Below are 11,580 nucleotides of genomic sequence, written 5' to 3'. Positions count from 1 at the left end.
ATTACTATGAAACGTATTTTAATTGGTTTGGCGGCTCTTACCGCTTCCGGGCTGTCGGCGCAGAAGTCTGACGGTACTTTAAAAAAAGCATTTCAGGATAAATTCTATATAGGAACTGCCATGAGCCTTCCCCAGATTGACGGGACAGATCAGAAGGCCGCAGCGATTATCAAAAAACAATTCAGCTCTGTTGTTGCGGAAAACTGTATGAAATCTATGTTCCTGCAGCCTCAGGAAGGAAAGTTCTTCTTTGATGACGCCGATAAATTTGTTGATTTCGGGATGAAAAATAAGATGTTCATCATCGGGCATACGTTAATCTGGCATTCCCAGCTTCCAAAATGGTTTTTTACAGATAAAAATGGAAAAGATGTTTCTCCGGAAGTATTGAAACAGCGCATGAAAAACCATGTTACAACGGTAGTTTCCCGTTACAAAGGGAAAGTAAAAGGATGGGATGTGGTGAATGAAGCCATTCTTGAAGACGGAACCTACAGGAAAAGTAAGTTTTACGAAATCCTGGGTGAAGATTTTATTCCTTTGGCATTTCAGTATGCACAGGAGGCCGATCCCAACGCAGAATTATATTACAACGATTATAATGAATGGTATCCTGAAAAGGTAAAAACAGTCATTGCAATGGTTGAAAAACTTAAATCAAGAGGAATCCGTATTGATGGAGTAGGAATGCAGGCCCATGTCGGAATGGATAACCCTTCTATCGATGAATATGGAAAAGCAATTCTGGCCTATTCAAATGCGGGAGTTAAAGTTAATATTACGGAACTGGAAATTAGCGCACTGCCTTCTCCATGGGGCAGTTCTGCCAATGTTTCAGATACCGTTGCCTATCAGAAAGAAGTGAATCCTTACACCAAAGGACTTCCCAGGGAAGTAGAAATGAAGTGGGAAAAGCGTTACCTTGATTTCTTTGGCTTGTTCTTGCAACATAAAGATAAAATAAGAAGGGTGACCTTATGGGGAGTTACCGATAAGCAGTCCTGGAAAAACGATTTTCCGGTAAAAGGAAGAACAGATTACCCGTTGCTGTTTGACAGGAAAGACCAGGAGAAACCTGTGGTACAAAAAATAATAAAATTGGCAGAGAAAAATTAAAATCAATAGAATTTTTACTTAATGAAAAAATCAAAATATTTATTCCCGGAAGATTATATGGCAGATCCTTCCGTTCACGTTTTTGAAGATAAAATCTATATTTATCCTTCTCACGACCGCGAAAGCGGAATTGAAGAAAACGATAACGGAGACCATTTTGACATGAATGATTACCATGTTTTCTCAATGGATAATGTGGACAGCGGAGAGATTAAAGATCATGGCGTAGTGCTTTCGGTAAAAGATATTCCATGGGCGGGAAGACAGCTTTGGGATTGCGATGTTGCTTTCAAAGACGGGAAGTATTATATGTACTTTCCCCTGAAAGACCAAAATGATATCTTCAGAATTGGTGTTGCAGTGAGTGATAAACCTTACGGACCTTTCATCCCTGAAAAACATCCGATGATGGGAAGTTACAGCATCGATCCCTGCATTTTTGAAGATAAAGGAAAATATTATATGTATTTCGGAGGGATCTGGGGCGGACAATTGCAGCGTTACAGAGATAATAAGGCACTTGAATCTGCTATAATTCCAGAAAATGATGAACCCGCAATCCATTCAAAAGTGGCTCTGCTGAGCGATGATATGCTTGAATTTGCGGAAGCTCCTAAAGACGTTGTCATCATTGATGAAAACGGAAAACCGCTGCTTCATGGGGATAAGCACCGTTTTTTTGAAGCATCATGGATGCATCAGTACAACGGTAAATATTATTTTTCTTATTCTACAGGAGACACCCACCTGATTTGCTATGCAACCGGGGATAATCCTTACGGACCGTTTACTTTTCAGGGTGAAATTCTTACTCCGGTGGTAGGATGGACAACCCATCACAGCATCGTGGAGTTCAAAGGGAAATGGTATCTGTTTTTCCATGATTCTGTTCCGAGTGGTGGTAAAACATGGCTGAGAAGTATGAAGGTTGTTGAACTGGAATATGATCACGAAGGTAAAATCAAAACGATTGAAGGTCTTGATGACCAGTCATAGCCATCTTTAATTAATTTAAAATTTTTCAATGCGATATCTGAGACTCAACATTCTATTTTTTCTGATATTTCCTTTACTGGTTTTCGCGGAGGACGGAAGTCAGCTCTGGCTTCGGTTTCCTGCAAAAAACGGAATATCGGAAGATAAAATTATTTCAAAAGGGAACAGTCCCACGCTGAACATTGCCAGAAAAGAGCTGAGCGGCTACTGGCAGGGGCAGGCGGTGGAACTTCGTACAGAAAACAAAGAGAAAAACCTGAAAGACGGTTACAGGATTGTTTCCACGCCTGAAAAAATTGTTATTTCTGCAGGTAAAGAAATAGGACTGTTGTATGGAGTCTATCATATCTTACGATTGCAGCAGACAAAAGTCGATCTGTCTCATTTAAATACGATAGAAAAACCCTCATACGATGTAAGGGTTCTGGATCATTGGGATAATCTGGATGGAAGTATTGAAAGAGGCTATGCCGGAAGATCACTTTGGAAATGGGAAGATCTGCCTGGAAAAATTTCTCCGCGCTATGAAGAATATGCAAGAGCGAACGCTTCAGTAGGAATCAATTCCGTTGTTTTGAATAATGTGAATGCATCGCCCAATATGCTTAGGGAAGATTATCTTAAAAAAGTAAGGGTTCTGGCTGATATTTTCAGACCTTACGGCATCAAGGTATATCTTTCCGTGAACTTTGCTTCGCCAAAAGTACTGGGCGGATTACAAAATTCAGATCCGTTGAATAAAGACGTACAAAAATGGTGGAAAGATAAAGCGGCTGAAATTTACAAGTTGATTCCCGATTTCGGCGGATTTTTGGTGAAAGCCAATTCCGAAGGGCAACCGGGACCTCAGGATTATGGGAGAACCCATGCGGACGGAGCCAATATGATGGCCGATGCCCTGAAACCTTACCATGGAATCGTGATGTGGAGGGCCTTTGTCTACAGCCCGAGCAAAGACGACAGAGCCAAACAGGCTTATCTGGAGTTTGTCCCTCTGGACGGTAAATTCAGAGATAATGTGATTATTCAGATCAAAAACGGTCCGGTTGATTTCCAGCCGCGCGAAGCGTTCAATCCACTCTTCGGAGCTTTGAGGAAAACCTCAGAAATGGTAGAGTTTCAGATCACCCAGGAATATCTGGGCTTTTCAAACCATCTCGTTTTCCTTGCTCCATTATTCAAGGAAACACTGGACAGCGATACTTATTCTGACGGACAGGGATCCACGATTGCTAAAATTACAGACGGCACCTTAAGACCTGCAAAATTGACAGCCATTTCAGCCGTTGCCAATATCGGGGAAGACACGAACTGGACCGGACATCATTTTGCACAGGCCAACTGGTATGCATTCGGCAGATTAGCATGGAATCACGAGCTGAGCTCAGAGCAGATTGCTGATGAATGGATTAAAATGACCTTTACAGACGATCAGAATTTTCTGAATCCGGTAAAGGAAATCATGCTTTCTTCCAGAGAAACTGCTGTGGATTATATGATGCCTTTAGGACTTCATCATATCTTTGCAGGAGGTCATCACTACGGCCCTGAACCGTGGGGAGATTATAAAGGCGGAAGACCGGACTGGTCCCCTGTCTATTACCATCAGGCTGATGCTAAAGGAGTAGGTTTTGACAGGACAAAAACAGGAAGTAATGCTGTTTCACAGTATTTTCCGCCACTGAATGAAAGGTATGGAAATATCTCAACCTGCCCGGAGAATCTTATTCTTTGGTTTCATCATGTTCCGTGGGATTATACAATGAAAGATGGAAAATCTTTGTGGGATGAGCTGTGCTATACGTATGATTCAGGAGTAAAAAAAGTAAGGGATTATCAGAAAATCTGGGATAGAATGGAACCGTATATTGATGAACAGAGATTTGCCGATGTTCAGTCAAAACTCAGAATTCAATCTAAAGATGCGGTATGGTGGAAAGATGCCTGCCTGCTGTATTTCCAAACTTTTTCCAAAAAGCCAATTCCTTATGACATTGAACGGCCTGTTCACGAACTGGAAGATCTGAAAAAGATTAAACTGAACATGGGTCATCACAATTAAAATTAAAAAATGAGGCAGCTCTTTTTCTGTTAGGAAATGGAGCTGCCTCAAAACAATAAACTGTAAGTAAAATTTTAATCCAAAATAATTGGAATGATCGATAGGTCAATCTATCTGTATATTCTGTTTTATCGGAGAGAAATTATCTTATTAAAAACATTTCCGTTTTCTTCAACCTGGATGATATACTGATCTGCTGTTTTAGGATCAAGATCAAAAGTGATATCCACCTTGCCGTCAGCATATTTTTTATTCGAAGTATAATATGTTGTATTGGAAAGGTCATACACTGAAATGCTTACAGGCCCTTTTACATCAGACATGTGAAGCTTGGCCATATGACCGGAAATCGTATATTCAGGCTTATGCACAGCGCTTACAGGTGTTTTTTCCACCTCCATTACATTTTCAGCATTAATTTTTATCTTGTATTTTTCAATCTTTGCTTCTGATTCTGCTACCAGATAATACGTTCCGGGTGTAAAACTCTGGAAGTCATAAGTCTTGATCACATGATCTCCATCTGCAAGATTTTCGGAAAATAGTTCGTCATGTGCAGTGTTATAAACAAATACAGAAACACTTTTAGCATTTGAAAGCTCAAAATTCAAGGTTTTGTCTTGTATGTTTCCAAAGGAAAGGGAAAAATCTCTGTCCTTACTCATTACATTTGCTGAAACCAATAAGGCTCCTGCAAAAAATACGGCTTTTAATAATGTGCTCATGGGTTAAGGCTTTTAGGATTAATACTGCAAAGCTATGGCAGCAATAGTTCTCAGGCTATAATTAAATTTTCATATTAATGTACTATATTAACCTTGTTTGATGATATTAGTGTATTATTTGTTAATTTTGCATATGAAATTATTTGTATTTGGCCTATGAAACATGTAAATCCTTCTTTTGAGGCGGTAAGACCTACTATAGGAAGCAGTTTTACCAGCCTTAAATTTCTGACTAATGAGAATATAAAATCACATGTCTGGCATTACCATCCTGAAATTGAGTTGATTTTTGTATGCAAAGGTTCCGGGAAGAGACAGATCGGAAGCAGTATCACTTATTTTTCAGAAGGAGATCTTGTACTGATAGGAAGCAATCTTCCGCATTGCGGACTGACCAATGAAAGTACGCATAATGAGTATGAAATGGTGATCCAGTTTAAGCCTGATTTTTTAGGAGAACCTATCTGGAATATTCCGGAGATGCAAAGGATTTCTGCGCTGCTGGAAAAATCAAAAGCAGGAATCGTATTCGGGGAAGAGGTGAAGAAAACAATCGGGAAAGAGATTACGGAGATGCATGATGCTTCCTCCCTCGACAAGCTGTGCAGATTTCTGAAAATTTTGGATGAACTGTCTTTTACCCAGGATTACAGGATCTTAAATGCAGGAAAATATTACCTTCAGACACAGGTTGAAGACAATGAAAGAATCAATCTTATATTCAATTACGTTAAAGACCATTTCAAAGAAGCCATAACCCTTGAAGAAATGGCTGATCTTGCCAATATGAAAGTGCCGTCTTTTTGCCGTTACTTTAAAAAAATTACCAATAAAACCTTTACACAGTTTGTCAACGAATACAGAATTACCCATGCTCTTAAGCTTCTGGCAGAACAGCCATTGAGTATCACAGAAGTTTGCTTTGAATCAGGGTTTAATAATTTCAGTTATTTTAACAGGACTTTTAAAGAATATATCCAAAAAAGCCCCTCACAATACCGTAAAGAATTTAATTATTTCATGGAGTAATTCATAGGCAGATATAAAAATTCAGTGTATAGCTATGTTTTTTTGAAATATAAATGTATATTTAACACTTATAAGTGAAATTCATAAAAGTATGATTCTGTGTTATAAACTCAGTAGTTTTATCCGTAAGACCACCAGGATCTGTTTTGTCAGATAAGATTAATATGCATGAACAATTAATTAAACCAACCCTACAAAAGTTTAAGGCCGAATTTAAAGCAGACCCTGAACATATTTTCCTTTCTCCCGGAAGAATTAATATTATTGGTGAGCATGTAGACTATAGCGACGGATTTGTATTGCCTGCTGCCATAGATAAATACATCTGTTTTGCTGTCCGAAAGTTGCCACAGACCAATTTGTGCAGAATCATAGCCAAAGATCTTGGAGAAGAATATACATTTGATGTTACAAAGGAGATAAAGCCGGTCCAGCAGATGTGGATGAATTATATTCTGGGCGTTTTCAGCCAGCTGCAGCAAAAGGAAAACCCGTTTTGCGGAATGGATATTGTTTTCAGCAGCACCATCCCGATGGGATCAGGGCTTTCTTCATCAGCTGCTCTTGAATGCGGTTTTGCGTATATCCTTAATGAACTTTTTGATCTCCGGCTGTCAAAAAAAGAGATTGCCGTGATCGGACAAAAATCCGAACATACTTTTGCAGGGGTTCAGTGCGGAATTATGGACCAGTTTTCATCCGTTTTCGGAAAAGAAGATAAAGTGATTATGCTCGACTGTCATTCCCTGGAACATCAGTATTTTGATGCAGACCTCAAGGGATACAGTCTTTTGCTTTTCGACAGCTGCGTGAAGCATACTCATTTGACATCCGGCTATAACGAAAGACGCAAAGATGTCGAACATGGTAAAAAAGTCTTATGGAAAAATTTTCCTGACATCAAAAAATTCAGGGATTTTACGCTGGAGATGCTTGATCATGCAAAAGAAGAAATGGGAAGTATTTCATATAAAAGATGTCTCTATATTCTGAAAGAAATCCAAAGAGTGGAAATGGCGGCAAAAGCTATTTCAGAAGGGAATATTGAATATCTGGGAACACTTCTTACGGACACCCACGCCGGGCTGTCCACTGAATTTGAGGTCAGCTGTGAAGAACTTGATTTTTTGGTTGAAAACACATTGCAGCAGGAAGGTGTGCTGGGAGCAAGAATGATGGGAGGAGGCTTTGGTGGCTGCAGCATCAACCTGATTCAGGAAGATAAAGCTGAAGAAGTGATTAAAAATATCAGTAAAAAATATCTGGAAAGTTTTAATATCCAAATGAAAGTTTACCAGGTTAAAATTTCAGACGGGATAAAAGAATACACCAATGAATACATTATTTGACCCTAAAAAACATCCTCACAGAAGATACAATCCTCTTTTGGACGAATGGATACTGGTTTCCCCACAGCGGGCAAACCGTCCATGGCAGGGACAGAGAGAAGAAACAACAGAAGAAAACCGTCCTGAATATGATCCAGACTGCTATCTCTGTTCAGGAAATATTCGTGCTAACGGAGACCGAAACCCTGAATATAAAGGAACTTATGTCTTTAACAATGACTTTGGAGCATTGCTGAATGAAGAAGTTGAATTTGCCAATGAAGATTCCGGATTTTTTACTCTTCTTCCCGAACGCGGTATCAACAGGGTGATTTGTTTTTCTGAAAATCACAGCCTTACCTTACCGGAAATGCCTGTGGAACACATCAAAAATGTAGTGGATGTATGGCAGGAACAGTACAATGAGCTGGCCGCTCTCGACCATATCAATTATGTTCAGATTTTTGAAAATAAAGGAAGCATTATGGGTTGCAGCAACCCTCATCCGCATGGTCAGATATGGGCGCAGTCGTCCATTCCGGCTATGGTTCAGAAAACCCAGGATCAGCTGAAATCGTATTTTGAAAAGAATAAAAGAACATTGCTGGAAGATTATCTTGAGCAGGAAATCGCAGCTGGCGAACGCATCGTCACAGAAAATGAACACTTTGCCGCATTGGTGCCGTTTTGGGCGTCTTGGCCTTACGAAACAATGATTGTCAGCAAACAGAAAAGAGAAAATATTGCGGCATTTTCTGAAGCGGAAAAAGAATCTTTTGCATCAGTACTCAAGGATCTGACCACAATATATGATAACCTTTTTGAAACGTCATTTCCTTATTCTGCAGGAATTCATCAATCTCCAACAGACGGAAAAGAACATCCGGAATGGCATTTTCATATGCACTTTTATCCGCCGTTGCTCAGAAGTGCGGAAGTTAAAAAATTTATGGTAGGATATGAAATGCTTGCAGAGCCTCAGCGGGACATTACCCCCGAACAAAGTGCCGCAATATTAAGAAACCTTTCCACCATTCATTACAAGAAAAAATAATAAATCAATATCTTTGAAAAGAATAAGCAAATTATGATTCTGCTACGTACAGAATTTCGCTTTTCCCAATAAATTATGGAACAGATTAAATTAATTGTGACGGACATGGATGGGACGTTTCTTAACTCCAGCCATGAAATGAGCCCTGAGTTTTCAGAAGTTTATAAAGAACTGAAAAAGAGAAACATTGTATTTGTCCCGGCAAGCGGAAGACAGATGCCGGGAATTACCCACTATTTCGGAGAAATAGAAAGTGAGATCGGTTTTATTGCTGAAAACGGAGGCTATGTCATCTATAAAGATCAGGAGCTTTTCGCTGATACGCTGGAATACAAATATATTGTTGACATCATTAAAGCGGTCCGTGAAATACCCGGTGCCAAAGCCGTATTATCAGCCAAAAAGATGGCATATTACGAAACCGAAGATCAGCAGTTTGTGGATTTTTTCTCAAAATATTACACCGAAAATATGAAAAAGGATGATCTTACCGAAAGAATTGATGATACCGCCTTCAAAATAGCGGTATACCATCCGGATGGCTCTGAAAAATATCTGTATCCGGCCCTTAAAAAGTTTGAGGAATTCGGTCTGGAAGTAGTGGTTTCAGGAGCGCATTGGCTGGATGTTATGAATAAGGACATCAATAAAGGAAATGCTCTGAAAATCCTTCAGAAATCGCTGGGCATTTCTCCTGAAAATACGATGGCTTTTGGGGATTATATGAACGATATAGAAATGCTGAAGAATGCCAAATATTCTTATGCTATGCAAAATGCCCATCCGAATGTAAAACAGGTAGCTAATTTTGAAGCATGCACCAATGACAGCTTCGGAGTTCTGAAAACCATTAAAGATTATCTGCATCTGAATTAATACATTAATATAACACCAATTAAACTAATAATATGAATACATCAACCGGCAGAAAGCCAGCCAAAACATGCTATGAGCATATCGGCGGAAAACTGGGACAGCTTCTTTTAGAACAATTCGTTGAGAAAGGCTGGATTGCCAAAGAAAATCCTGCAGACCGTAACTATTATATTACAGAGAAAGGACAGGAAGAATTTACAAAACTGGGGCTTGATCTGTCACAAATAAAGGCAGAATAACGGCTCATCATAACTTTCCGGTATTACAAATAGTATATATTTAAAAAATCAGACTCAGTCTGATTTTTTTGTTTTTAATCGTATGTAAGAATGAATTTTAGATTTGTACCGCATGTTTTTGGATGTTTTCTATGCTTACATTTTATATGTTTTTATATAAATACAGATAGCTGAATCATAAAACTACGGTATTTCGTAGTGTAATTTATTATCTGTTTTTATTAATGTGTTGAAAATCAATCTTTTTATTGTTTTGGGTTATTTTTTGGCATTATGCTCATAAGTTTAATTCAAAAAATACTACAACAATGAGCACATTAACATTAAAAGACGGAACAGAAATTTTTTACAAAGATCAGGGGCAAGGGCCTGTATTAATGTTTCACCACGGATGGCCTTTATCATCTGATGACTGGGATGCGCAGGTGATTTTCTTTTTACAGAAAGGCTACAGAGTGGTTACCCACGACAGAAGAGGCCACGGGCGTTCCAGCCAGAATATCTACAATCACACTATTGAACAGTATGCTTCTGATGCCGCAGAACTGGCTGAATTTTTAGATCTGAAAGATGTTGTACACATCGGACACTCAACAGGTGGTGGTGAAGTAATCCGTTATGTTAACAAATATGCAAACGGAAGAGCTAAAAAAGCGGTTCTGATCAGCGCCATTCCGCCGGTAATGGTTAAGAGTGAGAATAATCCTGATGGTGTTCCTATGGAAGTTTTCGACAATATCAGGGAACAGACGATGAACAACAGAAACCAGTTTTATTATGATCTTACTTTCCCTTTCTATGGCTACAACAGAGAAGGTGCTGATGTAAAAGACGGCGTACAGAGAAACTGGTGGAGACAGGGACTGATGGGAGGAATTGTTGCTCATTATGATGGGATCAAAGCCTTTTCTGAAACAGATTTAACTGAAGATTTAAAAGCAGTTGATATTCCGGTATTGGTTCTTCACGGTGAGGATGACCAGATTGTACCGATTGAAAATTCAGCGATAAAATCAGCCAAATTATTGAAGAACGGAAAACTGATCACATATCCTGGCTTCCCTCACGGTATGCCGACTACAGAGCATCAGACCATCAACAAAGATATTTTAGCTTTTATTACAGAATAATCAGCATTCTTTACCAATGAATACGATACAGCCAGCTTTTGATACGTTGACTGAGGCCGTTCAGTGGCTTAATCAAAACGGATATACAGAAGATTTTAACCTTAAAAATGATTGCATCAGGCTCAATAATTTTCTTGATGTTTCTCCGGACGACTTTAAAATACGATATACATTCCGCTTTGAAGGAGATACCGATCAGGGAGATGAAGAAGTAGTCTACGGCATCGCTTCCGACAAGTATTCTGTAAAAGGCATCCTGACGAGCGCTTATGGAATCTATGCCGATACTTTAAGTACAGAACTCATCAGAAAACTATCATCCAATTAACGTAACCCCAATTATTTAATAAAATAAACTTTATGAAACCATCATCAAAACTCCTTTCTCCTGAAAACCATGCATTGGTATTAATTGATTTTGAAGGACAAATGGCATTTGCCACCAAAAGTATCTCTATGAATGAGCTGCGCAATAACGTTGCAGTACTGTGTGGAGCATCCAAAATATTCAATGTTCCGACCATCGTTACCACGGTTGCAGAACAAAGCTTTTCAGGTCCTGTTTTCCCGGAAATTGAGGAAGCATATCCTATGGCAACCTCAGGCTATATCGACAGAACTACGATGAATACATGGGAAGATGAAGCTGCTTATAAAGCAATCGTAGGAACACAAAAACAAAAGTTGGTTTTCGCAGGATTATGGACAGGCGTTTGCATTGTGGGGCCGGCATTATCTGCACTTGAGGAAGGTTATGACGTGTATGTCATTACCGATGCCTGCGGAGATGTAAGCGATGAGGCACACGAAAGAGCCGTACAGAGAATGATCCATTCAGGAGTAAAGCCCATGACTTCCATTCAGTATATCCTGGAACTTCAGAGAGACTGGGCACGTCAGGAAACCTATGGTCCTGTAACTGACCTTATGAAAAAATATGGTGCTTCTTACGGATTGGGAATCCATTATGCTCACCACATGCTGAATCACTAAAATCTATATACCATTTTCAATGTTGAAATCTG

At 39.3% G+C, this 11,580-nt stretch carries 12 protein-coding genes; 11 read left to right on the top strand and 1 reads right to left on the bottom strand.

Going from position 1 to position 11,580, the window contains the following annotated elements; all coding sequences use genetic code 11:
• Positions 1-6: 6 nt before the first annotated feature.
• From LIV57_RS03915 to LIV57_RS03905, 3 genes are read left to right on the top strand one after another with little or no spacing between them, the layout of a single operon-like run.
• A complete protein-coding gene (locus LIV57_RS03915) occupies positions 7-1,116 on the top strand; it encodes an endo-1,4-beta-xylanase (protein ID WP_227941501.1) in 1,110 nt (369 codons plus the stop codon).
• Between the two features lie 21 nt (positions 1,117-1,137).
• Positions 1,138-2,112, top strand: coding sequence for a glycoside hydrolase family 43 protein (locus LIV57_RS03910; RefSeq protein ID WP_227941500.1), 975 nt, complete (start codon positions 1,138-1,140; stop codon positions 2,110-2,112).
• A 28-nt stretch (positions 2,113-2,140) separates the two neighbouring features.
• Positions 2,141-4,174, top strand: a complete 2,034-nt coding sequence (locus LIV57_RS03905) for an alpha-glucuronidase (protein WP_227941499.1) — start codon at positions 2,141-2,143, stop codon at positions 4,172-4,174.
• Positions 4,175-4,302: 128 nt separating this feature from the next.
• Here the strand turns inward: LIV57_RS03905 and LIV57_RS03900 are convergent, their stop codons facing one another.
• Positions 4,303-4,899: a hypothetical protein gene (locus LIV57_RS03900; protein ID WP_115956348.1), complete on the bottom strand. Its 597-nt coding sequence runs from the start codon at positions 4,897-4,899 to the stop codon at positions 4,303-4,305.
• Between the two features lie 156 nt (positions 4,900-5,055).
• Between LIV57_RS03900 and LIV57_RS03895 the strand changes: the two genes are divergently transcribed.
• The 8 genes from LIV57_RS03895 to LIV57_RS03860 all read left to right on the top strand — a co-directional run bounded on the left by LIV57_RS03895 (position 5,056) and on the right by LIV57_RS03860 (position 11,548).
• Positions 5,056-5,928, top strand: a complete 873-nt coding sequence (locus tag LIV57_RS03895; RefSeq protein WP_227941498.1) for an AraC family transcriptional regulator — start codon at positions 5,056-5,058, stop codon at positions 5,926-5,928.
• Between the two features lie 164 nt (positions 5,929-6,092).
• Positions 6,093-7,277: a galactokinase gene (gene galK, locus LIV57_RS03890; protein ID WP_227941497.1), complete on the top strand. Its 1,185-nt coding sequence runs from the start codon at positions 6,093-6,095 to the stop codon at positions 7,275-7,277.
• Positions 7,261-8,310 carry a UDP-glucose--hexose-1-phosphate uridylyltransferase gene (locus LIV57_RS03885; RefSeq protein WP_227941496.1) on the top strand — a complete coding sequence of 350 codons (1,050 nt, stop codon included), beginning with the start codon at positions 7,261-7,263 and terminating at the stop codon, positions 8,308-8,310. The genes galK and LIV57_RS03885 overlap by 17 nt, the downstream gene beginning before the upstream one ends.
• Positions 8,311-8,385: 75 nt before the next feature.
• Positions 8,386-9,186: a Cof-type HAD-IIB family hydrolase gene (locus LIV57_RS03880; RefSeq protein WP_227941495.1), complete on the top strand. Its 801-nt coding sequence runs from the start codon at positions 8,386-8,388 to the stop codon at positions 9,184-9,186.
• Positions 9,187-9,218: 32 nt separating this feature from the next.
• Complete coding sequence (locus LIV57_RS03875) at positions 9,219-9,425, top strand: ArsR family transcriptional regulator (protein WP_227941494.1); 207 nt, start codon at positions 9,219-9,221, stop codon at positions 9,423-9,425.
• A gap of 308 nt (positions 9,426-9,733) precedes the next feature.
• The gene (locus LIV57_RS03870) at positions 9,734-10,555 is read left to right on the top strand and encodes an alpha/beta fold hydrolase (RefSeq protein WP_227941493.1); all 822 of its coding nucleotides are present in this window, start codon (positions 9,734-9,736) and stop codon (positions 10,553-10,555) included.
• Between the two features lie 16 nt (positions 10,556-10,571).
• Positions 10,572-10,883 carry a phosphoribosylpyrophosphate synthetase gene (locus LIV57_RS03865; RefSeq protein WP_227941492.1) on the top strand — a complete coding sequence of 104 codons (312 nt, stop codon included), beginning with the start codon at positions 10,572-10,574 and terminating at the stop codon, positions 10,881-10,883.
• Positions 10,884-10,915: 32 nt separating this feature from the next.
• Positions 10,916-11,548: a hydrolase gene (locus LIV57_RS03860; RefSeq protein ID WP_227941491.1), complete on the top strand. Its 633-nt coding sequence runs from the start codon at positions 10,916-10,918 to the stop codon at positions 11,546-11,548.
• The last annotated feature ends 32 nt before the right edge of the window (positions 11,549-11,580 follow it).

Origin of the sequence: Chryseobacterium sp. X308, assembly GCF_020733145.1 — a bacterium.
Taxonomy (GTDB): Bacteria; Bacteroidota; Bacteroidia; order Flavobacteriales; family Weeksellaceae; genus Chryseobacterium; species Chryseobacterium cupriresistens.
This window is presented reverse-complemented; position numbering and strand designations above follow the sequence as displayed.

Bases quoted from the DNA above. Each gene is read 5' to 3' on its own strand.
- LIV57_RS03915 (WP_227941501.1), top strand. From the start codon at position 7: ATGAAACGTATTTTAATTGGTTTGGCGGCTCTTACCGCTTCCGGGCTG.
- LIV57_RS03910 (WP_227941500.1), top strand. From the start codon at position 1,138: ATGAAAAAATCAAAATATTTATTCCCGGAAGATTATATGGCAGATCCT.
- LIV57_RS03905 (WP_227941499.1), top strand. From the start codon at position 2,141: ATGCGATATCTGAGACTCAACATTCTATTTTTTCTGATATTTCCTTTA.
- LIV57_RS03900 (WP_115956348.1), bottom strand. From the start codon at position 4,899: ATGAGCACATTATTAAAAGCCGTATTTTTTGCAGGAGCCTTATTGGTT.
- LIV57_RS03895 (WP_227941498.1), top strand. From the start codon at position 5,056: ATGAAACATGTAAATCCTTCTTTTGAGGCGGTAAGACCTACTATAGGA.
- galK (WP_227941497.1), top strand. From the start codon at position 6,093: ATGCATGAACAATTAATTAAACCAACCCTACAAAAGTTTAAGGCCGAA.
- LIV57_RS03885 (WP_227941496.1), top strand. From the start codon at position 7,261: ATGAATACATTATTTGACCCTAAAAAACATCCTCACAGAAGATACAAT.
- LIV57_RS03880 (WP_227941495.1), top strand. From the start codon at position 8,386: ATGGAACAGATTAAATTAATTGTGACGGACATGGATGGGACGTTTCTT.
- LIV57_RS03875 (WP_227941494.1), top strand. From the start codon at position 9,219: ATGAATACATCAACCGGCAGAAAGCCAGCCAAAACATGCTATGAGCAT.
- LIV57_RS03870 (WP_227941493.1), top strand. From the start codon at position 9,734: ATGAGCACATTAACATTAAAAGACGGAACAGAAATTTTTTACAAAGAT.
- LIV57_RS03865 (WP_227941492.1), top strand. From the start codon at position 10,572: ATGAATACGATACAGCCAGCTTTTGATACGTTGACTGAGGCCGTTCAG.
- LIV57_RS03860 (WP_227941491.1), top strand. From the start codon at position 10,916: ATGAAACCATCATCAAAACTCCTTTCTCCTGAAAACCATGCATTGGTA.